Origin of the sequence: Pseudomonas sp. JDS08PS003 (genome assembly GCF_045013505.1) — a bacterium.
Lineage (GTDB): Bacteria > Pseudomonadota > Gammaproteobacteria > Pseudomonadales > Pseudomonadaceae > Aquipseudomonas > Aquipseudomonas protegens_B.
Genome location: NZ_CP120724.1, coordinates 193,300 through 216,140, shown reverse-complemented (window position 1 = coordinate 216,140; position 22,841 = coordinate 193,300). Strand labels below are relative to the sequence as shown.

The following is a 22,841-nucleotide window of genomic DNA, read 5'->3' as shown; positions in this document are numbered from 1 at the left end:
AAATCACTAGACTGCGCTTCTTGCTTCCGTTGCCCGAGATAACAATCCATGTACCGTGATCGTATCCGCTTGCCTTCGTTGTTGGATAAGGTGATGAGCGCCGCCGACGCTGCCGCCCTGATTGAGGACGGCATGACCGTCGGCATGAGCGGCTTCACCCGCGCTGGTGAGGCCAAGGCCGTGCCCCATGCCCTGGCCGAACGGGCCAAGGTAACCCCGCTGAAAATCAGCCTGATGACCGGCGCCAGCCTGGGCAACGACCTGGACAAGCAACTCACCGAAGCCGGCGTCCTGGCCCGGCGCATGCCGTTCCAGGTCGACAGCACCCTGCGCAAGGCGATCAACGCCGGCGAAGTGATGTTCATCGACCAGCACCTTTCGGAAACCGTCGAGCAACTGCGCAACCAGCAGCTCAAGCTGCCAGACATTGCGGTGATCGAAGCCGTGGCCATTACCGAGCAGGGGCACATCGTACCGACCACCTCGGTGGGCAACTCCGCCAGCTTCGCGATCTTCGCCAAGCAGGTGATCGTCGAGATCAACCTGGCGCACAACCCGAACCTGGAAGGCCTGCACGACATCTATATCCCGACTTATCGTCCAACCCGCACCCCAATCCCCCTGGTGAAGGTCGACGATCGCATCGGCAGCACCGCGATTCCGATTCCAGCGGACAAGATCGTCGCCATCGTCATCACCAACCAGCCCGACTCGCCGTCTACCGTGTCCACCCCGGACAGCGAAACCCAGGGCATCGCCAATCACCTGATCGATTTCCTCAAGCAGGAAGTGGACGCAGGGCGCATGAGCAACAAGCTCGGCCCGCTGCAGGCGGGTATCGGCAACATCGCCAACGCAGTGATGTGCGGCCTGATCGAGTCGCCGTTCGAGAACCTGACCATGTACTCCGAAGTACTGCAGGACTCGACCTTCGACCTGATCGACGCCGGCAAGCTCAGCTTCGCCTCGGGCAGCTCCATCACCCTGTCGAGCCGGCGCAACGCCGACGTGTTCGGCAATCTGGAGCGCTACAAGGACAAGCTGGTGCTGCGTCCACAGGAGATCTCCAACCATCCGGAAGTCGTGCGCCGCCTGGGCATCATCGGCATCAACACCGCACTGGAGTTCGACATCTACGGCAACGTCAACTCCACCCATGTCTGCGGCACGCGGATGATGAACGGCATCGGCGGCTCCGGCGACTTCGCCCGCAACGCGCACCTGGCGATCTTCGTCACCAAGTCGATTGCCAAGGGCGGGGCGATTTCCAGCGTGGTACCCATGGTCAGCCACGTAGACCACACCGAGCATGACGTCGACATCCTGGTGACCGAGATCGGCCTCGCCGACTTGCGTGGCCTGGCGCCACGTGAGCGGGCCCGGGTGATCATCGACAACTGTGTGCATCCGTCCTACCGCGACGCGCTGAATGACTACTTCACCAAGGCCTGCGCCCTGGGTGGTCACACGCCGCACATCCTGCGTGATGCTCTGAGCTGGCACATCAACCTGGAAGAAACCGGGAAGATGCTCGCCGAGTGATTGATACAGTTGGCAGCTGACGCAAACACAGTTTCGTCAGCTCGCCAGCCGTCCACTAAAGGTCGACAAAAACTGTACTGCTGTACCGGTCTTTTCCTCGCCTGAAACCGTTAATCCCCAATCAAAAACCGCCTAAACGCACCAAAAAGGTGCTGACAGGTACAGTTGCGCCATTTCCGAACAGTACAGCCCCTATAAACAGTTAACTGGTCCCTCACAATACAGGTGAACTGTATCTACAGAGTCTTGCGCGGGAAGAGGATCATGGGCACCAGTTAAACCACTACCTGATCCCGCCACAAGCGGAAGGATGTCAACCATGGAACGTACACTCAGTTCCGAACTGTTCTTCGAAGACAAAGCTGAAAAAACCCAGGCTTCCCTGCCTCTGCGCGTTATCGCCAACCTGATGTTGTGGCAGCGCCGCATCTCCAGCCGCCATCAACTGGCTCGCCTGGATTCGCGTCTGCTGGCCGATGCCGGGATCAGCGAAGCACAACGCTACGAAGAGCTGAGCAAGCCGTTCTGGCGCTAACGCAGCGTCGCTGGCCCTGACCCTCCGGGTCCACCGCCAGCACCCCGAATTGCACACACAAAACCCGTCGTGGGAAACCACGACGGGTTTTGTCGTTCTGGGCCGATGACAAATGTCCAAAGGTAAAGGAAAGCCTGTACCTGACAATGACAGGTACAGTTTTAATAAAATCAAAATACAACCAGTACAATTTAAACCCGGATGTATCTGTCTAGCCGCCGTGAAACCCAACACCACGATGCCGCAAGCCAATCGTTCGACGTATCAACGTGGACTGCGTCATGCACCCATTGTTGGCGGTCCCCAGCCCTGACACAGATCTGTGCGAATAGAACAGCTCAGCCTAATATCTGAAGTGACGTAGCGATTCTCGTCCGAGCTGCGTCAGATCCATCAGACACAGCACCTCGCAGTGGCTGCCCGGCGTCTCACTCAGCGCCCTTTAATTGTCTGTTCATTCACAGGAGTTACCCATGTCCCGTCTTCGCCTGCTCAGCGCTGCCGCACTGCTGGCCCTGGCTACCAATGCCCACGCCACTAGCCTGATCGTGACCACTGATGCCATTGTCGGCGCCCTCAAGGCCACGACCGATGCGACCTCCGACGCCACTTCCTCCCTGCGCGACAACAAGATTGTCCGCGCTGCCCGGGATGACGCCGCCAGCTTCGTCGCCACCGACGGCGCAATTCGTGGGGTAAAACTGGAAAGTGCCTTCGCCCACATCCGCCAACAAGCCCCTCAACTGCAGGCCACTGACACACAACTGGCTCAGGCAATCCTGGCGATCTGACCTGCCGTTTCAGGTGCGTATACGCACCTGAAAGCCTCTGCACTGGCCCTGTCCGGGCCATTGCGCTAGCCTTGGCGCTGGTTTTCAGCTGTCGAGACTCTTGGGTTTGTTCCGAATTTCGCTTTTCGCTCCACTATTGATCGCTGTCTGTTGGGCCTCCTCGGTGCAGGCATTCGACCTGACGACCCAGAGTTCGGTCATCACGGCTTACGCTACAAGCCAGGTGACCTCGGCGCCCTTCGACCATAAACTGCTGCTCGCCGCCCAGGATGACGCCGCCGCCTTCATTGCGACCGACGGCCAACTGCGTGGGGCACGCCTGGAGTCCACGCTGAAATATCTGCGGCAACACCAGGCAAAACTTCATGCCAGCGACCTTGAACTGGCGCAGGCAATTCTCGTCCAATAGCCATCCCTGTTATTCCGGAGTCGTTCCATGCGTAGCCCGCTGATTGCCGCCACCCTTGGCCTGCTGTTGTTGGCCGACGTGGCCCAGGCACACACCCTGGTGGCCACCAGTAATATCATCGTCCGCGCCTCTGGCCGCACGATCGATTTCACCTCGGACACCACCACCTCGATCCGTGACTCCAAAGTCGTGCGCGAAGCCCATGACGATGCCGCCAGCTTCGTCGCCAGCAATGGCGATATCCGTGGCGCACAACTGGAAGCGGCGTTCACTGCCCTGCGTACCCAGCTGCCGGAAGCCCGTGACGCCAGCGATCAGGTCCTGGCCGAAGCTATCCTCGCCCTGTGAAGCCAGTCTTCGCCTGGCTGCTGGCCGGGACCCTGGCGCTGCTCTGTGGCACCGCCCAGGCCGACCTGCAATTGCGCCTCAAGACCGATGGTTTGAGCCCGGCGCAACAACACGCCAGCCAGGCGCTGCTGGATGAAGCGATGCAGGCATTGCCGCCGCGTTTGATCCAGCAACTGGATCGCACCATTGATGTCGGCTGGACCGACCAGATGCCCGACAACGCCTATGGCGCGGCATCCCTGGTTGCGGAACTGGACCTCAACCGCGCTCTGCTACCCAGCCTGGCCGATGGCTCCGCTGCGAACCAGAAGACCAGTCGCCCTCACGGCACCGTGCGCCGGGAGCTACTCGCCACCGTACTGCATGAACTGACCCACATTTATGATCGTGCGCGTTTATGGCCCAGCGCCGAACGCAGCCTGATCCAGCGCTGCACCCGCAAGACCGGCACCTCCGGCCTGATCGGCCTGCCGGATGAGTGCCGGGGCCAGAACGATCGCCGCTTCACCCTCAGCGACGACCCGCGACTGCTGGACCTGGCCGGCTGGCCGCAATATGTCGGCCGCCGCGGAGAGCGGGAACAGCACAACCGGCAGATAGCTCGCAGTCCGGACCTCTACGAGACCACCAACCCGAAAGAGTTCGTAGCGGTGAACATGGAGTACTTCCTCCTCGATCCGAGCTACGCCTGCCGCCGCCCGGCGCTGTACCGCTATTACCAGGAACATTTCGCCTGGGCCCCGGCCGCCAAGGACAACTGCGCCCAGTCCTTCGCCTTCCTCAACGCCGGCAACGACTTCGCCAAGACGCCCCTGGGCAAGGTGGACCCGGAGCGGGTCTACGCGGTGGACTACCTGCTGGCCGAAGCCAACCAGAACTGGGTCAGCCGCTGGGGCCACAGCATGCTGCGCCTGGTGATCTGTGCCCCGGGCCGGCCCCGTGGCCCGGATTGCCGCCTGGACCTGGACCAGCATCTGGTGCTGTCCTATCGCGCCTTTGTCGGTGATGTGCAGTTGTCCAGTTGGGATGGCCTGGTGGGCAAATATCCTTCGCGGCTTTTCGTCCTGCCGCTGTCGCAAGTCATCGATGAATACACCAAGACCGAACTGCGCAGCCTGGCGTCCGTGCCCTTGAAGCTGTCACGCAGCGAGATCGAGGAAGTGGTGGAGCACGCCGCCGAGATGCACTGGAGCTATGACGGCAACTATTACTTTCTGTCCAACAACTGCGCGGTGGAAAGCCTCAAGCTGCTGCGTAGCGGCAGCAACAACAAACAACTGATCGGCCTCGACAGCATCATGCCCAACGGCTTGCTGGAAGTACTCAAGGGCAGGGGACTGGCGGACACCAGCGTGCTCGACGATCCCCGGGAAGCGCTACGCCTGGGCTATCGCTTCGACTCCTTCCGCGACCGCTACCAGGCAATGTTCGAGGTGATCAAAAAGCACCTGCCGATCAAGCAGGCCAGCGTCGAAGACTGGCTGTCACTGAGCGCCGCGGAGCGCCGCCAGTGGTTCGACCGGGCCGACCTGCGTACCAGCGCGGCCTTGCTGCTCCTGGAGCAGGCCAGCTATCGCCGGCAACTGTTGCTGGCCCAGGACGAGGTCAAGCAGCGCTACCTCGGCGCCCGGGAACTGAAGAATGGCGGCATGGAGAAAGCCAACAAGACCTTGCAGGAAATTCTCGCCAACAGCGGTTTCCTCAGCCGACCGGCGGAGCTGCTGGGCAGCAGCGGCTATGGCTTGCCCCAGCCCGGCGAATGGCAGCGCCTGGAGTCCGAAAGCAGTGAGCGGCAGAAACAGCTGCAATCCCTGACCGGCGAACTGGACAAGGAAGTGCGGGCCCTGCTGGAGCCGGCACGGGCGGCGGAAATTGCCGCCAACGAGGCCAATCTGAAGCAGGTGGGCGAGCATCTGCGGGCTCTGCACAAGGCGGCGGGTGGGTTAGAGCTGCCTTGAAAGCTTCGCCGGCAAGCCGGCTCCTACAATGTTTCCTGCGGCTCCGCGGGCAAGTGCTCATCCAGATGTAGCCAAGGCAGTCGGTTGTCAGTCCAGATGTGTCGCTCGGCCGGCGCCAACTCAGGGTGATCCAGACTGGCAATGGTCACGTCGATGCTCTCGGGACTCAGATGGGTTATCAACGCCAGCTGTGCTCCACAGTTGCCGCAGAAATAACGGGCACAGCTGCTGGAGGAGTCATAGCGGGCGGGAGCTCCCTCCAGCCATGTGAAAGCCCGGGCGGGCAGGGTGATCCAGGTGGTCACCAGACCGCCACTGACCCGGCGGCAGACCGAGCAATGACAGTGAGCAATATCCCGCAGTGGCCCGCTGAACTGGTAGCGCAGCCGCCCGCAGTGGCAGCCTCCGGTGTGCAACTCACTCATGTGCATTCCTCTTGTGGGCCCATGCCCATCACTTTATGCCGCTGGTCGCCTGCAGGAACATCCACCGTTTCCTTTCAATGTCGAAAGCTGGCTGAAAGCTTCCCCGATTAGGATCGCCTCCACTACCGGCAAAAGACCGGTTGGCCACAGCGGGCGTTTCTGGCGCTCCCGGCCCTATTAACAACAACAATGGTGATTCTGATGTCTGCTCGTACCCGCCTGTTCGCTTCGACTCCTCCCGTACGCCTCGTGCTTGCCGTTCTGCGCTGATCCCACCCGGTTCGCCATTCCCTAGCCGCGCTACGCCTGGAGTATTCCCATGCTGACTTTCCTTGGCTTCGCCATGGTCATCACGTTCATGTTCCTGATCATGACCAAGCGCCTGTCCGCGCTGATCGCGCTGATCATCGTGCCGATCCTGTTCGCCCTGTTCGGCGGTTTCGCGCCGAAGATCGGTCCCATGATGCTCGAAGGCATCACCAAGCTGGCGCCCACCGGCGTGATGCTGATGTTCGCCATTCTGTATTTCGCCCTGATGATCGACTCCGGCCTGTTCGACCCGGCGGTGCGCAAGATCCTCAAGCTGGTCAAGGGCGACCCGCTGAAGGTCTCGGTCGGCACCGCCGTGCTGGCCCTGGTGGTGTCCCTGGACGGTGACGGTGCCACCACCTACATGATCTGCGTGGCCGCCATGCTGCCGCTGTACAGCCGCATCGGCATGAGCCCGCGGATCATGGCCGGCCTGATCATCCTCGCCGGCGGGGTGATGAACATGACCCCCTGGGGCGGTCCTACCGCCCGTGCCGCCAGCGCTTTGCACGTGGACCCGTCGGACATTTTCGTCCCGATGATCCCGGCCATGCTGGCCGGCGTGGTGGCGATCCTGGCGATCGCCTATCTGTACGGCAAACGTGAGCGCGCACGCCTGGGTGAACTGCACCTGGCGGGCGATGAGATCGACCACAGTGAAATCAGCGTCTCGCAGTACCCCGACGCTCGTCGTCCGAAGCTGATCTGGTTCAACGGTGCTCTGACCTTCGCCCTGATGTGCGCGCTGATCGCCGGGCTGCTGCCGTTACCGGTACTGTTCATGGTGGCCTTCAGTATTGCCATGATCGTCAACTACCCCTGCCTGCAGCAGCAGAAGGACAGGGTTGCGGCTCACGCCGGCAGCGTGCTGGCAGTGGTCGGGCTGATCTTTGCTGCCGGTATCTTCACCGGCATCCTGTCCGGTACCGGCATGGTCGACGCCATGTCCAAGAGCCTGCTGGCAGTGATCCCTGACGCCCTGGGTCCCTATCTCGCAGTGATCACCGCGCTGGTGAGCATGCCGTTCACCTTCTTCATGTCCAACGACGCCTTCTACTACGGCGTATTGCCGGTGCTGGCAGAAGCCGCCAGTCATTACGGCATCACGGCGGTGGAAATGGCCCGCGCGTCGATCGTCGGCCAACCGGTGCACTTGCTCAGCCCGCTGGTACCCTCGACCTATCTGTTGGTGGCCCTGGCAGGCATCGAGTTCGGCGATCACCAGCGCTTCACCCTCAAGTGGGCAGTGCTGGTCTGTCTGTGCATAATGTTCGCCGCTTTGCTGATGGGGATTTTTCCGCTGTTCAGCACTCTATAAAAGCAATGATTCTTCGCTCGGGCCGGCTTCCCGGCCCGGGCCATAACAACCGCTCAAAGGAATACACATGGAATGGCTGACCAACCCGGAAATCTGGGTTGCCTTCTTTACCTTGACCGCCCTGGAAATCGTCCTGGGCATCGACAACATCATCATGATTTCGATCCTGGTCAGCCGCATGCCCAAGCACATGCAGGCGCGCACGCGGATCTTCGGTCTGGCGCTGGCCATGGTCACGCGGATTCTGTTGCTGCTGTCGATCACCTGGGTCATGCGCCTGACGGCCGACCTGTTCGTGGTCTTCGGCCAAGGCATTTCCGGACGAGACCTGATTCTGTTCTTCGGCGGCCTGTTCCTGCTGTGGAAAAGCTCCCAGGAGATGTACCACGCCCTGGAAGGTGAAGACGAAACCCTGGATGAACCCAAAGGCAAGGGCGGCAACTTCCTCTACACCATCATCCAGATCGCGATCATCGACATCGTCTTCTCCCTGGACTCGGTCATCACCGCGGTGGGCATGGTGTCCCATGTACCGGTCATGGTGGCGGCGATCATCGTCGCGGTCCTGGTGATGATGCTGGCGGCCGGCACCATCAGCGAATTCATCGACAAGCACCCGTCGCTGAAGATGCTCGCGCTGTCGTTCCTGCTGGTAGTCGGCACCGTACTGATCGCCGAGGCCTTCGAAGTGCACGTACCAAAAGGCTACGTCTACTTCGCCATGGCCTTCTCCCTGGCGGTGGAAGCCATCAACATCAAGATGCGCACCGCCATCGCGAAGAAGAAAAAACAGCAGGACCCGGTAAAACTGCGCAAGGACGTTCCTGGTCAATAAACCGCGAACGCACTCAAGCAAAAGGGGCTTTCGAGCCCCTTTTTCACGTCTGCAGGCAGCTGTTTTCATGACAGTTTTGTTTCAATCACCGGTTTAGCTATGCGATGCTGGCGTCCTGTGCGTTAGCCAACTACAGCTTAAATACATAACGTAGAACCTCGCGCAACAACGTCCACTGGCCCCGCTTGGGGCTCTTCACCCCAGGGGGGGCCTCTCATGCTGACCCTGCTCAATCTGCTTTCCGCCGTGGCCCTGCTGATCTGGGGCACGCACATCGTCCGTACCGGCATCCTGCGGGTCTACGGCTCCAACCTGCGCCACGTGATCGGTCAGAACATGGCCAGGCGACCGCTGGCCTTCGTCGCCGGCATCCTGGTGACCGCCATGGTCCAGAGCAGCAACGCCACGGCGATGCTGGTGACCTCCTTTGTCGGCCAGGGCCTGATGGCACTGACCCCGGCGCTGGCAACCATGCTGGGTGCCGATGTCGGCACCGCATTGATGGCCCGGGTGCTGACCTTCGACCTGTCCTGGCTGTCGCCGCTGCTGATCTTCCTCGGGGTGATTTTCTTCCTGTCGCGCAAGCAGACCCGCGCCGGTCAGTTGGGCCGGGTTGGCATCGGCCTGGGCCTGATCATCCTGGCCCTGCAACTGATCGTCGAAGCCGCAGCGCCGATTACTCACGCTCAAGGGGTGAAGGTGCTGTTCGCCTCGCTTACCGGCGACATCCTCCTGGATGCGCTGATGGGCGCGGTGTTCGCCATGGTGTCCTACTCCAGCCTGGCAGCGGTGCTGCTGACCGCCACCCTGGCCGGGGCCGGAGTGATCAGCCTGCCGGTGGCCATCGGCCTGGTGATCGGCGCCAACATCGGCAGCGGGGTGCTGGCCTTCCTCAGCACCAGCATGCAGAACACTGCCGGACGCCAGGTGGCGCTGGGCAGCCTGCTGTACAAGCTGATCGGCCTGCTGCTGATCATTCCGGTACTCGACCCGCTGGCCCACTGGATGGACAGCCTGGACTTCAGTCCCCAGGAAGTGGTGATCGGCTTCCACCTGTTGTACAACACCGCCCGCTGCCTGTTGCTGCTGCCCACTGTCGGCCCCATGGCGCGATTCTGCGCGTGGCTGATGCCCGAGCGCCCCCAGGACAACGGCCGTGCACGACCACGGCACCTCGATCCCACTGCCCTGGCCACCCCGAGCCTGGCCCTGGCCAACGCCGCCCGGGAAACCCTGCGCATCGGCGACCTGATCGACAATATGCTGGAAGCCATGCGCGATGTGCTGCGTGGCAAGCAGACCGCCATTACCCAGGAAATGCGCGCCCTGAGCGACGATGTCGAAGCACTGTACAGCGCTATCAAGCTGTACCTGGCGCAAATGCCCCGGGAGGACCTCAGCGAGCAGGACAGCCGGCGCTGGGCGGAAATCATCGAACTGGCGATCAACCTCAAGCTGGCCAGCGACCTGATTGAACGCATGCTGCGCAAGGTCCAGCAGCAGAAAACATCGCAACGCCGCTCCTTCTCCGAAGTGGGTCTGGAAGAACTGACCGGGCTGCACGCGCAACTGATCGCCAACTTGCGCCTGGGGCTCTCGGTATTTCTCAGCGCCGACCCGGAAAGCGCCCGCCAACTGCTGCGGGAGAAACGCCGCTTCCGCGCCCAGGAACGGCGTCTGGCCCACGCCCACGTCAGCCGGCTGCAGCGCAAGATCGTCCAGAGCATCGAGACCAGCTCCCTGCACCTGGAACTGATTGCCGATATGAAGCGTCTCAACTCGCTGTTCTGCAGCAGCGCCTATGTGGTCCTGGAAACCTCGGATACCGGGGCGCTGGAAGTCGAGGACATGGCTGACATCACCCATTCACCCTGAACGTCCAGCGTTATCTGAAGTCTCTAAAACTTACGCACGCCGTAAGGAAGCTTGTTATGCGTTGTCTGTTATTCGCCTGCCTGTTGCTGGGCAGTGCACAAGGATGGGCCCTGGATCGCTTCCAGGTCGAAGGCTACACCCTGCCCAACGGCCTGCAGCTGCTGCTCAAGCCCGGCAGCGAACGCGGCCACGTGGCGATCCGCCTGGTGGTGGGCGTCGGCCTGGACGATTTCGCCTGTGCCGACAAGGAACTGCCGCACCTGCTTGAACACTTGCTGTTCAGCGGCATCGACGCCGACGGCGAAGGCGGCCTGGAAGAGCGCATGCAAGCCTTGGGCGGCGAATGGAACGCCTATACCAGCAATGCCGACACCACCTTCGTCATCGAAGCCCCGGCGAAAAACCAGCGCAAAGTCCTCGACCTGCTGCTGTCATTGCTCACCCGCACCCGCCTTGACGACAACGCCGTGGCCGCCGCCAAACAGGTGGTGGAGCGCGAAGACGGCGGTCATTACTCGCACCTGCAGCGCTGGCTCGACCGCCAGGACCTGGGCCACAAGGCCGGCAACCAGTTGGCGGTGGAACTGGGGCTCAAATGCGCCGAGCGCGCCGAAGTCGAGCACCTGACCCTGGCCCAGCTGGAGCAAGTGCGCAAAGACTGGTACGCCCCCAACAACATGACCCTGATCGTCGTCGGCGAACTGGATCGCCTGTTGCCGGCTTATCTGGAGCGCACCTACGGCGCCCTCGAGCCGGTAGAACCCAGCGAGCACCGCGAACTGCCGCAGATCCAGGGTACGGCCGCCGCCGAGCGCGACTTGATCCATGGCTGGGTAGGGCAGAGCGCACAATTGCACTGGCTGTTCCCCGAACCCCTGCTGGAACAGCAGCACGACGAGACCTTCGACCTGCTCAAGGACTATCTGGACTGGGCGTTGTACCGTCAGTTACGCCTGGAGCATGAGCTGTCCTACGGTCCCTGGAGCGACCGTGAGGTGTTTGGCGGCGTCGGTTTTCTCAGCCTCAATGCCGACCTCGAACGCGATGACCTGCCCCAGGCCCGACAGGTGGTCGAGCAGCTCAAGGCGAAGCTGCTCAAGGACGGCCTCGACCCCGCGACTTTCGAGCGCCTGAAGCAGGCCGCCATCGATCGCCAGGCCTGGGCAGTTCAGGGCAACAGCGCCCTGGCGGACTACTACTGGAGCGCCCTCGGGGACTTCGACAACGGCCGTTTCAGCGACCCGGCCAAGCGTCTGCGGGCGGTGAGCCTGAAGCAGGCCAACCTGGCCCTGGGGCAATTGCTGCAGCAGCCGGGCTACGTGCGAATCGAAAAACCGCTGCTGGGGGACGAGCAACTGCTCTGGCTGACCGGCGGCCTGCTGGCCCTGATCGTCCTCGGCAGCCTGGGCGGCTACCTGCTGCACCGCCGGCGTAACCTCTAGCCGGTGTGGCGAGGGAGCGTGCTCCCTCGCCACAGGCAGCGGCCAACAGGTATCCTGTCGCGGTTTTTTCCTGCCAAGACTGTGACCCCACCCGATGCCTAACCTGACCCACTATATTCAGCGCATTCTGGAACTGATGAAGCGCTACCCGGGGGTCATTGCGCTCGGCGGTTTCATCTCTGGAGTCGGCAGCTTCATCCTGGTGGATCGGCAACAGAGCCTGGCCTCGTGGATCGCCGTGATCCTGCTGGTGAGCTGGGTCTGGCTGATGCTGGAAAACAGCCTGACCCAACTGTTCACCAAGGTCTTCAAGCGCGAGATCCCGCAACCGCTGCTGCGCTACGCGACGCAAATGATCCACCAGGAAAGTCTGTTCTTCGTCCTGCCGTTCTTCTTCATCACCACCAGCTGGAACAGCGGCCAACTGGTGTTCACCGGGCTGCTGGGAGCGGCGGCGCTGATTTCCATCACCGACCCGCTGTACTACAAGTGGCTGGCGCCGCGGCGCTGGCTGTTCCTCGCCCTGCACACCCTGACCCTGTTCGCCGCCTTGCTCACGGCCCTGCCGCTGATCCTGCACCTGACCACGGCCCAGAGCTTCAAGCTGGCCCTGGGCATCGCCATGCTCCTGTCCTTCCCGAGCCTGGCGTCGATCCTGCCGATCCGCAGCGTGCGCAGCGCACTGGCGGTGCTGTGCATCACCCTGGCCATTGGCAGCACCGGCTGGCTGCTGCGCTCCTGGGTGCCGCCGGCCACTCTGTGGTTGACCGAGGACGCCATCAGCACCCAACTCCAGGACCGCACGCCCGGGGACAGCCTGGAGCAGGTGAGCGCCAGCCAGGTACGCAGCAACGGTTTGTACGCCTACACCGCGATCAATGCACCCCGGGGCCTGGACGAGCGCATCTATCACGTCTGGCAGTTCAACGGCAGCGAAGTGGACCGCATCGCCCTGGATATTCATGGCGGACGCAAGGAGGGTTACCGCGCCTGGTCGCACAAGCAGAATTTTCCCGGCAACCCAGCGGGAAAATGGCAAGTGCGGGTGATCACCGAGGACGGCCAGGTAATTGGCGTGTTGCGCTTCGAGATCACCGATCCAGATCAAGACGCCGCCAAGAGCGGCGAGGCAAAGTAGTCGGGATCGTGCTATTACGTAGCACTGCGTAATCGCCACACAAGCTCGGAGCTTATGACTACCAGCGTGACGCCCGGCACCGCTCAACTGGACCTTGCCCTCTCCCCGGCGCAACTGCGCATCTCCGGGGACTGGACGCTGGCGCACTACAGCGAGCTCAAGCGTCTCAGCCAAACCCTCAGCGGCCGCTATGACAGCAGCACCCACATCGACCTCAACGGCCTGGGAGCCCTGGACACCGCCGGCGCCTCGCTGCTGGTAGAACTACTGGGAGCCGAACGCCTGGGGCGATCCGCCGAACACCCTGATTGCACCCTGTCCGCCGCCGACCGCGCGTTGCTGCATACGGTCTACAGCTCGCTCAACGATTTCTGTGTACCGGTCAAGGAACCGGAGATTTCCGTCAGCGTGCAACTGCTCTCACGCATTGGCAGTGCGGTCTACACCGTCTGGCAAGACAGTCTGAAAGTCCTCGGCTTTATCGGCCTGATCCTCGAAACCCTGGCCCGGGGCCTGCTGCACCCCAAGCGCTGGCGCATCACCCCGGTGGTGGCGCATATCGAGCAGACCGGCCTAGATGCCGCGCCCATCGTTGCCCTGCTGACCTTCCTGGTGGGGGCGGTGGTGGCCTTTCTCGGGGCCACGGTACTGGCCAACTTCGGGGCCAGCATCTTTACCGTCGACCTGGTGGCGTTTTCCTTCCTGCGGGAATTTGGCGTGCTGCTGACCGCGATCCTCATGGCCGGGCGCACCGCCAGCGCCTTCACCGCGCAGATCGGCTCGATGAAGGCCAACGAAGAGATCGACGCCATTCGCACCCTGGGCCTGGACCCGATGGAGTTGCTGGTGCTGCCCCGGGTGCTGGCCTTGCTGGTGGCGCTGCCGATGCTGACCTTTCTGGCGATGCTCTCCGGGATCATCGGCGGCGCCGTGGTCTGTGCCCTGTCCCTGGATATTTCCCCGGCGATGTTCCTTTCGCTGCTGCATTCGGACATCGGCGTTAAGCACTTTCTGCTGGGCCTGGTCAAAGCGCCGATCTTCGCTTTCCTGATCGCCGCCATCGGCTGCCTGGAGGGTTTCAAGGTCAGCGGCAGTGCCGAGTCGGTGGGCGCCCACACCACGTCCAGCGTGGTGCAGTCGATCTTCGTGGTGATCGTCATCGACGCCGTGGCCGCGCTGTTCTTCATGGAGATGGGCTGGTGAGCCGCCCGACGCGCCCGCCTGCCGAGGCGGTGATCGAAGTCCGTGGCCTGTGCAACCGCTTCGGCAAGCAGAGCGTGCACGAAAACCTCGACCTGGACGTGTACAAGGGCGAGATCCTCGGCGTGGTCGGCGGCTCCGGTAGCGGCAAGTCGGTGTTGCTGCGCAGCATCGTCGGCCTGCGTCAGCCCAGCGAAGGCTCGGTGCGGGTTTTCGGCCAGGACCTGCCAAGCCTGCCGGAGCAGCAACGCTCACTGATTGAACGGCGCTTTGGCGTGCTGTTCCAGAAGGGCGCGCTGTTCACCTCGCTGACGGTGACCGAAAACGTCGCCCTGCCGCTGATCGAGCATGCGGGCCTGTCCCGCAGCGACGCCGAACACCTGGCGGCGGTGAAACTGGCCCTGGCCGGATTGCCCCTGTCGGCAGCGGACAAGTACCCGTCCTCGCTCTCCGGCGGCATGATCAAGCGTGCGGCCCTGGCCCGCGCCCTGGCCCTGGACCCGGACATCCTGTTTCTCGACGAACCCACCGCCGGCCTCGACCCGGTGGGGGCTGCAGCCTTCGACCAACTGATCCTGACCCTGCGCGATGCCCTGGGCTTGAGCGTGTTCCTGGTCACCCACGATCTCGACACCCTCTACACCATCACCGACCGGGTGGCGGTACTGGCGCAGAAAAAGGTGCTGGTGGCGGACGCCATCGACATCGTCGCGCAAACCCCGGACGAATGGATTCACCAATACTTCCATGGCCCACGCGGCCGCGCGGCCTATCAGGCCGCTACACAGACCAACGAGGGATGACATGGAAACCCGAGCCCATCATGTACTGATCGGCCTGTTCACCGTGATCGTGGTGGCCGGCGCCTTGCTGTTCGGCCTGTGGCTGGCCAAGTCCAGCGTCGACAGCGCCTTCCAGGACTATCAGATCGTGTTCAATGAAGCGGTCAGCGGCCTGTCCAAGGGCAGTGCCGTGCAGTACAGCGGGATCAAGGTCGGCGACGTAGTCAATCTGCGCCTGGACCCCAAGGACCCGCGCCGGGTACTGGCGCAGATCCGCCTGGGCAGTGAAACCCCGATCAAGGAGGACACCCAGGCCAAGCTGGCCCTGACCGGCATCACCGGCACCTCGATCATCCAGCTCAGCGGCGGTACACCGCAAAGCCCGGTGCTCAAGGGCAAGGACGGCCAACTGCCGACCATAGTCGCCTCGCCATCGCCCATTGCCCGCCTGCTGAACAACAGCAATGACCTGATGACCGGAGTCAACCTGCTGCTGCACAACACCAACCGCATGTTTTCCCCGGACAACGTGGAGCGGGTCAGCAGCACTCTGGATAACCTGCAGAAGACCTCGGCCAGCATCGCCGGACAACGTGACGATCTGCGCCAACTGATGCAGCAACTGGGTTCTATCAGCAAGCAGACCAGCGCCATGCTGGAACAGACCACCGCGCTGATGCGCAATGCCAACGGCGTACTCAACGACCAGGGTAAGCAGATGTTCGGCAGCGCCGAGCACGCCATGCGCAACCTGGAACAGAGCAGCGCCACCCTGAACAAACTGCTGAGCGACAACCAGGACTCGCTGAACAATGGCATGCAAGGGCTCAACGGCCTGGCGCCGGCGGTGCGCGAGCTGCGCGAGACCCTGAGCTCGCTGCGAGCCATCACCCGTCGCCTCGAAGCCAACCCTGGCGGTTACTTGCTGGGTAACGAGAAGAACAAGGAGTTCACGCCATGAAGCGTGTCTGTCATCTGCTGGCGCCACTGGCCCTGGGGACCGCCCTGGCCCTGACCAGTGCCTGTTCGATCCTGCCCAAGGGCGAACCATTGGATATCTATCGGCTGCCGGTGAGCCAGAGCACGCCCCCCGCCACGGGCCAGGCGCTGTCGTGGTCGCTGCAGTTGCTCAAGCCCCAGGCCGGCGATGCCCTGAACAGCGCGCGAATCGCGGTGATTCCCCAGGGCAACCTGATCAGCAGCTACAAAGCTTCGCGCTGGAGCGACCCGGCACCGATCCTGCTGCGCAACCGCCTGCTGGACGGCTTCCAGCGCGATGGCCGGGTGCAGCTATTGAGCACCGACGACAGCAACCTGCAGAGCGACCTCGCCCTGGGCGGTGACCTGCAGGCCTTTCAGACCGAGTATCAGGGCTCTGACGCCCAGGTGGTGATTCGCCTGGATGCGCGACTGATTCGCGGCTATGACCAGAAGATCCTCGCCAGCCGACGCTTTGAAGTGCGCCAGCCATTGGCGCAAACCCAGGTGCCGGCGGTGGTGACAGGATTTGGCCAGGCCAGCGATGCGCTGACCCGGCAGGTGGTGGATTGGGCAGTGGGGCAGGGCAACCTGGCGCTGAAACATTGAGGGCCCTTTTGCCGGCAAGCCGGCTCCTACAACGTCTGTAGGAGCCGGCTTGCCGGCGAAGGCTCGGTCAACTCAACCAAAGAACCAGTAGCAAACCGCAATCGCCGCCACCACCCCGGCGAATTCCGCCAGCAAGGCACAGCCCACAGCGTGCCGCACCCGCTGGATACCCACCGCACCGAAGTAGACCGCCAACACATAGAAGGTGGTCTCGGTGCTGCCCTGGATGGTCGCCGCCGCCAGGGCCGGGAAGCTGTCCACGCCTTGGGTCTTCATGGTCTCGATCAGCATCGCCCGGGCCGCACTGCCGGAGAACGGCTTGACCATGGCGGTGGGCAGGGCGTCGACAAAGCGCGTATCCCAGCCGGCCCAGGCCACCAGATGACGAATCCCGTCGAGGCCAAAATCCAGGGCCCCGGAAGCCCGCAACACACCAATCGCGCAGAGCATGGCCACCAGATACGGCAAGAGGTTCTTGGCGACGTCAAAGCCCTCCTTGGCCCCTTCGACAAAGGCCTCGTAGACCTTGACCTTGCGCAGCGCACCGATCACCAGGAACAGCATGATCAGACCGAACAGGGTGAGGTTGCCGAGGATCGATGACAGCGACGCCAGGGCCGTGGCCGACAGGGTCGCCAGCAGTGCCATGAAGGCGCCCAGCGCCAGGGCCCCGGGAATCAGATAGGCCAGCACTACCGGGTCCCAGAGACGCAGGCGCTGCATCACCGCCACCGACAGCAAGCCCACCAGCGTCGAGGCACTGGTCGCCAGGAGGATCGGCAGGAACACCAGGGTCGGGTCCGCCGCGCCTTGCTGGGCGCGGTACATGAAGATAGTCACCGGCAGCAGAGTCAGGGACGAAGCGTTGAGCACCAGGAACAGGATCTGCGCGTTGCTGGCGGTGGTGGCGCTGGGGTTGAGTTCCTGCAGGGCGCGCATGGCCTTGAGGCCGATCGGCGTGGCGGCGTTGTCCAGGCCCAGGCCGTTGGCGGCGAAGTTCAGGGTGATCAGCCCCAAGGCCGGGTGCCCTGGCGGCACTTCCGGCATCAGGCGCTTGAACAGCGGCCCCAGGACCTTGGCCAGCCAATCGACGATGCCGGCCTTTTCGGCGATCCGCAGAAAGCCCAGCCACAGGGTCAGGGTGCCGAACAACAGCACCATCACCTCCACCGACAGCTTGGCCATGGCGAAGATGCTTTCCACCATGGCGGCGAAGATCCCGGCGTTGCCGCCCACCAGCCACTGCGCCAGGGCGGACACGGTCGCTACGATAAAGAAGCCAAGCCACAGGCCATTGAGCATCGGTCATATCCCTCGGAAGATGCGGCGAATGATAGCGGGGCGGGCAGAAACGACAAACCCCGGATTAACCGGGGTCTGTCATCTGTAGGAGCCGGCTGGCCGCCGAAGGCGCGTCTGAGCCGTGTAGAGGACTTGAGGGTCTCTTCGCTGGCAAGCCAGCTCCTACGCAGTAGGCGCTTAGCCTTTGGTAGCTTCGCCAGCCGGCAGCTTCTCTTTGCTGCGCCAGTGCGGCAGGGAATTCCAGTAGCGCTGGCCCTTGGCATCGTCGTACATGCCTTCCCAACGGGAGATGACCAGGACTGCCAGGGCGTTGCCGATGACGTTCAGGGCGGTACGCGCCATGTCCATCACACGGTCGACACCGGCGATGAAGGCCAGGCCTTCCAGGGGAATGCCCACGCTGCCCAGGGTCGCCAGCAGGACCACGAAGGACACGCCCGGAACTCCGGCGATGCCTTTGGAGGTGACCATCAGGGTCAGCACCAGCAGCAGTTGCTGACTGATGGACAGGTCGATGCCGTACAGCTGGGCGATGAAGATCGCCGCGATGCTCTGGTACAGGGTCGAGCCGTCAAGGTTGAAGGAGTAGCCAGTGGGCACCACGAAGCTGCAGATGGCTTTCGGCGCACCGTAGGCTTCCATCTTCTCGATCACCCGCGGCAGCACGGTTTCCGAGCTGGCGGTGGAGTAGGCGAGCACCAGCTCATCCTTGAAGATGCGCATCAGCTTGATCACCGAGAAGCCGAACAGGCGGGCGATCAGGCCGAGGATCACGAAGGCGAAGAAGGCGATGGCTACGTACACCAGGATCACCAGCTTGGCCAACGGCAGCAAGGAGGCGAAACCGAAGTTGGCGACGGTCACCGAGATCAAGGCAAACACACCAATCGGCGCGTAGTTCATGATCATGTGGGTGACTTTGAACATGCTTTCCGAGACGCCCTGGAACATCTTCACCAGCGGCTCGCGCAGATCCGACTGCAGGCTCGACAAGCCCAGGCCGAACAGCACCGAGAAGAAGATGATCGGCAGCATCTCGCCACGGGCCATGGCCGCGAAGATGTTCGATGGGATCAGGTTGAGAATGGTCTCGATGAACGCGTGTTCATGCTGCACTTCGGCGGCGGTGGCCTGGTACTTGGAAATGTCCACGGTCCCCAGGGTGCTCATGTCGATGCCCGCACCCGGATGGAACAGGTTGGCCAGCAGCAGGCCCACGACGATGGCGATGGTGGTGACGATTTCGAAGTAGATGATGGTCTTCAGACCAATACGGCCAAGTTTCTTGGCGTCGCCGACACCGGCAATGCCGACGATCAGCGAGGAGATGACGATCGGGATCACGATCATCTTGATCAAGCGGATAAAGATATCGCCTGCAGGTTGCAGAACGTTGCTGATCCACCAGGCCTTTTCAGCACTGAAATGATTGAGCAGCGCGCCAATCGCAATCCCCAGGACCAGACCGATGAGGATCTGCCAGGCGAGGCTTAATTTTGCCTTCTTCATATCATTACCCTTACTTCAGTTGGACTCGGGCTGATGCGCGAACTGGAACGCTCAATGGCGGAAAAGTTTGTGCATCGGCCCCCGTATAAGGTCATCCCGAACGAGCATTTACGGCTCTCTGCGGGCGAAAAAAGGCGCAACTATTCCGATGCAAGGGAGGCGCGTCTAATGCCGTAAACGCCTACCCTATGCCGAATCGGCATGAGTTTTTACAAACAAAACGAGCGTCCCAACCGGTTCGAATACGACATTTCGGCAGGCAAAAATGCCGTGAAACGGCCATTTCAGGCGGTGTGCAGGCTTGTCGGAAGGGTCAGGAAAAAGTCTAAAAAAGTTTAGGATTGCTCTGATTCGGGCGCCCGGAAAGGTTGCGCAAGTGGCGCAAAGTTTCTCGATATACGGTCGCAGAGAAACACTAGGAAACGTTTGACCGGAGTCAAAGGAAGATTTTTTCCTGGGGGAGTCACGAAAATGACGGACGGATGGCTCTAGGACAAGACTTTGCTCTTCAAGCACGCCGCAAGCTCGTCAAGTCGATGCTCGACCTGGGAGCTTACGCCGCAGCTCTTTCCTGACCCGGCCCTTGCGGAGGCACTCCCTGTACCCCTAGGTCACTCCGATCATCAGTGGATCAGAACGTCCCGACCCCATGGTCATGCACTCACCCTCCTCAGGTGGTGCAACAGTCGAAAGCGCCAGGGCGGCCCTTTCTTCTATCCGTTATGCAGTATCGGCACCTCGAACTCAGTACCAGTTCGGATCTTTGCGCAACTGCTCCTGAAGCAACGCCTGCATCCCTTCATCGGGTTTGCCGAGGAAGCGGTAGTTCGCGTGACGGGTCGGTGACTTGTCCGCAGGCAAGCCCACAGGCACCTCCACCAGCATCGCGTAGGCATGCTTCTTGTCGAAGCTGAAGGCCAGGATCAGGCGCTGGTTCTGGCAACTCTGCGCAGTCTCGCAAAGTGGTCCCACCAGGTACTGATCGCCGTCTTCAGTCACTGCATTCATCTGTTGCTGAGCATCGCCCGACAGGTTCATCACCCATTCGGGCAAGCGCTCTTCCTTGTGCACAACCCCCTGCCAGGTTTCACGAAACTGCGGGTCCGAACTCAGCAGTTGGTTGGCACGTGCCTGGCCATCATTGGCCGCCGACGCCAGGGCGCTGACGCCCAGCAGCAGCGTGGCAGCCAATGTCTTCAACGAAAGACTCATGGTCAGCCTCGGCCACGACGGCCAAAGAAGAACGAAGCAATGAACATCACCAGGAACACGACAAAGAGAATCTTGGCGATACCCGTGGCGGTGCCCGCGATACCACCGAAGCCCAGGACCGCAGCGACAATGGCAATGATCAGGAATGTGATTGCCCAGCTCAGCATGATGATTCTCCTTACTCTTCTATTAGTGGTGCTGCCTATGAAGCCGGCCGTGCGCCGCCGAATGCGGGCCAGGCCTTGGTGCCTAGAACACCCAGCGTTCCTGACGCGGCGCTTCAAGCGCCGGCTGTGCCTGATCGACGGCCATCAGTTGCACTGGTGTTGCATCGTTGAGCTGACTGCTCACCGAACTGAAATGGGTCTGGGTGAAGTGATGAGCCGGTACGCGCGGGGCGGGCACCTGGCTATCCTCCCAACGCTGCAACTGCTGCCCGGCGATCAGGGTGACCAGTAACGCCAGGCTGGCGAACAGGCCTTGCTGGAGATGCAGTGGCGCGATACGCAATTGGGCAAGACCTTGGCGATTCATCCTGAAACTCCTCCCACACTGTGGTGATGTTGTTATGGAAGCCCTGAGTTGCGCTTCACGACGAGAGGGTTATTGCAGTCTGCATGCCAGCTTTTAAACAGACTATAAACTCAATAAAATCAATGAGTTAAAACAACACAAAAACACTGACCCATACGCATCCTGCACGATGCCCCCCAGTCAACCGTGCGAAATGCACGATCGGACCGGCCAGCGTCCATGGCTTTTTGATCGGAGGGGGAACTTTGCCCAGTGACGGACAGCCTGATACAGACCCATTCAAGGACTAGCCTTGGCAAAACATTTGGGATTTCAGTCTGTTAGCCATTTCCGGCGGAGATATCTAACCTTCAAGCCGTGGAATGGATCAGAATCAACCTTGCAACTTGCCCGATTTATCCGGGACTAAATAAGATCATTCATTAAAGGAGCCTGGGAAATGGAGTCAGCGCCGGAGAATCAAGGCCGCATCCTTCTGGTGGATGACGAATCCGCCATCCTTCGCACCTTCCGTTATTGCCTGGAAGACGAGGGCTACACCGTAGCCACCGCCAACAGCGCGGCACAGGCCGATGCCCTGTTGCAACGCCAGGTGTTCGACCTGTGTTTCCTCGACCTGCGCCTGGGGGAAGACAACGGCCTTGATGTGCTGGCCCAGATGCGTACCCAGGCGCCCTGGATGCGGGTGGTGATCGTCACGGCCCACTCCGCCGTGGACACGGCGGTGGACGCGATCCAGGCCGGTGCCGCCGATTACCTGGTCAAGCCCTGCAGCCCCGACCAACTGCGCCTGGCCACCGCCAAGCAACTGGAAGTGCGCCAGCTCTCGGCGCGCCTGGAAGCCCTGGAAGGTGAAGTGCGCAAACCCAAGGACGGCCTGGACTCCCACAGTCCGGCGATGAAAGTGGTATTGGAAACCGCCCGCCAGGTGGCCAGCACCGATGCCAATATTCTGATCCTCGGCGAGTCGGGTACCGGCAAGGGCGAACTGGCCCGGGCCATCCACGGCTGGAGCAAACGGGCGAAAAAGTCCTGCGTGACCATCAACTGCCCATCGCTGACCGCCGAACTGATGGAAAGCGAGCTCTTCGGCCACAGCCGCGGTGCTTTTACCGGGGCCAGCGAAAGCACCCTGGGCCGGGTCAACCAGGCTGATGGCGGCACCCTGTTCCTCGATGAAATCGGCGACTTCCCCTTGACCCTGCAGCCCAAGCTGCTGCGCTTTATCCAGGACAAGGAATACGAGCGCGTCGGCGACCCGGTGACTCGCCGTGCCGATGTCCGCATCCTCGCCGCCACCAACCTCAATCTCGAGGACATGGTGCGCGACGGGCGCTTCCGTGAAGACCTGCTGTACCGCTTGAACGTGATTACCCTGCACCTGCCGCCCTTGCGCGAACGCAGCGAAGACATCCTGACCCTGGCCGACCGCTTTCTCGCACGCTTCGTCAAAGAGTATTCGCGGCCGGCCCGAGGCTTCAGCGACGACGCCCGGGAAGCACTGCTCAACTACCGCTGGCCGGGCAACATCCGCGAGCTGCGCAACGTGGTGGAGCGGGCGAGCATCATCTGTCCCCAGGAACGGGTGGAAATCAGTCATCTGGGCATGACCGAGCAGCCCACCAACAATGCCCCGCGAATCGGTGCCGCGCTGAGCCTGGATGAGCTGGAAAAAGCCCATATCGGCGCCGTCCTGGCCACCAGCGATACCCTGGACCAAGCAGCCAAGACCCTGGGTATCGACGCTTCGACCCTGTACCGCAAGCGCAAACAGTACAACCTGTGAGCAT

At 61.9% G+C, this 22,841-nt stretch carries 22 protein-coding genes; 16 read left to right on the top strand and 6 right to left on the bottom strand.

What is annotated here, in order from left to right; genetic code table 11:
• The first annotated feature begins 48 nt into the window (after positions 1-48).
• The 6 genes from P7C00_RS01045 (at position 49) to P7C00_RS01020 (ending at position 5,583) form a co-directional block, all read left to right on the top strand.
• Positions 49-1,542: an acetyl-CoA hydrolase/transferase family protein gene (locus P7C00_RS01045; protein WP_346634631.1), complete on the top strand. Its 1,494-nt coding sequence runs from the start codon at positions 49-51 to the stop codon at positions 1,540-1,542.
• Positions 1,543-1,861: 319 nt separating this feature from the next.
• The gene (locus tag P7C00_RS01040; protein WP_011058498.1) at positions 1,862-2,077 is read left to right on the top strand and encodes a DUF1127 domain-containing protein; all 216 of its coding nucleotides are present in this window, start codon (positions 1,862-1,864) and stop codon (positions 2,075-2,077) included.
• 473 nt (positions 2,078-2,550) lie between these two features.
• Positions 2,551-2,868, top strand: coding sequence for a DUF2388 domain-containing protein (locus P7C00_RS01035; RefSeq protein ID WP_123723799.1), 318 nt, complete (start codon positions 2,551-2,553; stop codon positions 2,866-2,868).
• Positions 2,869-2,983: 115 nt separating this feature from the next.
• Complete coding sequence (locus P7C00_RS01030; protein WP_404940128.1) at positions 2,984-3,277, top strand: DUF2388 domain-containing protein; 294 nt, start codon at positions 2,984-2,986, stop codon at positions 3,275-3,277.
• A 27-nt stretch (positions 3,278-3,304) separates the two neighbouring features.
• Positions 3,305-3,625, top strand: a complete 321-nt coding sequence (locus tag P7C00_RS01025; protein ID WP_016963715.1) for a DUF2388 domain-containing protein — start codon at positions 3,305-3,307, stop codon at positions 3,623-3,625.
• Positions 3,622-5,583, top strand: a complete 1,962-nt coding sequence (locus tag P7C00_RS01020) for a DUF4105 domain-containing protein (RefSeq protein WP_346634632.1) — start codon at positions 3,622-3,624, stop codon at positions 5,581-5,583. The genes P7C00_RS01025 and P7C00_RS01020 overlap by 4 nt, the downstream gene beginning before the upstream one ends.
• Positions 5,584-5,606: 23 nt before the next feature.
• Here the strand turns inward: P7C00_RS01020 and P7C00_RS01015 are convergent, their stop codons facing one another.
• Positions 5,607-6,008, bottom strand: a complete 402-nt coding sequence (locus P7C00_RS01015) for a GFA family protein (protein ID WP_404937998.1) — start codon at positions 6,006-6,008, stop codon at positions 5,607-5,609.
• A 319-nt stretch (positions 6,009-6,327) separates the two neighbouring features.
• Between P7C00_RS01015 and P7C00_RS01010 the strand changes: the two genes are divergently transcribed.
• The 9 genes from P7C00_RS01010 to P7C00_RS00970 all read left to right on the top strand — a co-directional run bounded on the left by P7C00_RS01010 (position 6,328) and on the right by P7C00_RS00970 (position 16,494).
• Positions 6,328-7,635 (top strand): CitMHS family transporter, encoded by a 1,308-nt coding sequence (locus P7C00_RS01010; protein ID WP_123723794.1) that lies wholly within the window; start codon positions 6,328-6,330, stop codon positions 7,633-7,635.
• A 67-nt stretch (positions 7,636-7,702) separates the two neighbouring features.
• Positions 7,703-8,470, top strand: coding sequence for a TerC family protein (locus P7C00_RS01005; RefSeq protein WP_123723793.1), 768 nt, complete (start codon positions 7,703-7,705; stop codon positions 8,468-8,470).
• 216 nt (positions 8,471-8,686) lie between these two features.
• Positions 8,687-10,345 carry a Na/Pi cotransporter family protein gene (locus P7C00_RS01000; protein ID WP_346634634.1) on the top strand — a complete coding sequence of 553 codons (1,659 nt, stop codon included), beginning with the start codon at positions 8,687-8,689 and terminating at the stop codon, positions 10,343-10,345.
• A 56-nt stretch (positions 10,346-10,401) separates the two neighbouring features.
• Positions 10,402-11,787 (top strand): M16 family metallopeptidase, encoded by a 1,386-nt coding sequence (locus P7C00_RS00995; RefSeq protein WP_404937997.1) that lies wholly within the window; start codon positions 10,402-10,404, stop codon positions 11,785-11,787.
• Positions 11,788-11,881: 94 nt separating this feature from the next.
• Positions 11,882-12,925 carry a DUF5924 family protein gene (locus P7C00_RS00990; RefSeq protein ID WP_346634636.1) on the top strand — a complete coding sequence of 348 codons (1,044 nt, stop codon included), beginning with the start codon at positions 11,882-11,884 and terminating at the stop codon, positions 12,923-12,925.
• 54 nt (positions 12,926-12,979) lie between these two features.
• Positions 12,980-14,128 carry an ABC transporter permease gene (locus tag P7C00_RS00985; RefSeq protein ID WP_346634637.1) on the top strand — a complete coding sequence of 383 codons (1,149 nt, stop codon included), beginning with the start codon at positions 12,980-12,982 and terminating at the stop codon, positions 14,126-14,128.
• The gene (locus tag P7C00_RS00980; protein ID WP_346634638.1) at positions 14,125-14,928 is read left to right on the top strand and encodes an ATP-binding cassette domain-containing protein; all 804 of its coding nucleotides are present in this window, start codon (positions 14,125-14,127) and stop codon (positions 14,926-14,928) included. The genes P7C00_RS00985 and P7C00_RS00980 overlap by 4 nt, the downstream gene beginning before the upstream one ends.
• 1 nt (position 14,929) lies before the next feature.
• The gene (locus P7C00_RS00975; protein ID WP_346634639.1) at positions 14,930-15,868 is read left to right on the top strand and encodes an MlaD family protein; all 939 of its coding nucleotides are present in this window, start codon (positions 14,930-14,932) and stop codon (positions 15,866-15,868) included.
• Complete coding sequence (locus P7C00_RS00970) at positions 15,865-16,494, top strand: ABC-type transport auxiliary lipoprotein family protein (protein WP_346634640.1); 630 nt, start codon at positions 15,865-15,867, stop codon at positions 16,492-16,494. Before P7C00_RS00975 ends, P7C00_RS00970 begins: the two co-directional genes overlap by 4 nt.
• Before the next feature lie 72 nt (positions 16,495-16,566).
• Here P7C00_RS00970 and P7C00_RS00965 read toward each other — a convergent pair whose 3' ends face one another.
• The 5 genes from P7C00_RS00965 to P7C00_RS00945 all read right to left on the bottom strand — a co-directional run bounded on the left by P7C00_RS00965 (position 16,567) and on the right by P7C00_RS00945 (position 21,051).
• Positions 16,567-17,796, bottom strand: a complete 1,230-nt coding sequence (locus tag P7C00_RS00965; protein WP_123723788.1) for a nucleoside recognition domain-containing protein — start codon at positions 17,794-17,796, stop codon at positions 16,567-16,569.
• Between the two features lie 177 nt (positions 17,797-17,973).
• A complete protein-coding gene (gene gltP, locus P7C00_RS00960) occupies positions 17,974-19,305 on the bottom strand; it encodes a glutamate/aspartate:proton symporter GltP (protein WP_404937996.1) in 1,332 nt (443 codons plus the stop codon).
• Between the two features lie 744 nt (positions 19,306-20,049).
• Positions 20,050-20,517, bottom strand: coding sequence for an inhibitor of vertebrate lysozyme family protein (locus P7C00_RS00955; RefSeq protein ID WP_404937995.1), 468 nt, complete (start codon positions 20,515-20,517; stop codon positions 20,050-20,052).
• Between the two features lie 2 nt (positions 20,518-20,519).
• Entirely contained in the window at positions 20,520-20,684 is a 165-nt protein-coding gene (locus P7C00_RS00950) for a DUF1328 domain-containing protein (protein ID WP_003170804.1), read from the bottom strand.
• 82 nt (positions 20,685-20,766) lie between these two features.
• The gene (locus tag P7C00_RS00945) at positions 20,767-21,051 is read right to left on the bottom strand and encodes a hypothetical protein (protein WP_346634643.1); all 285 of its coding nucleotides are present in this window, start codon (positions 21,049-21,051) and stop codon (positions 20,767-20,769) included.
• A 439-nt stretch (positions 21,052-21,490) separates the two neighbouring features.
• Here P7C00_RS00945 and algB point away from each other — a divergent pair, with 439 nt between their 5' ends.
• A complete protein-coding gene (gene algB, locus P7C00_RS00940) occupies positions 21,491-22,837 on the top strand; it encodes a sigma-54-dependent response regulator transcription factor AlgB (RefSeq protein WP_346634644.1) in 1,347 nt (448 codons plus the stop codon).
• Positions 22,838-22,841 lie beyond the last annotated feature (4 nt).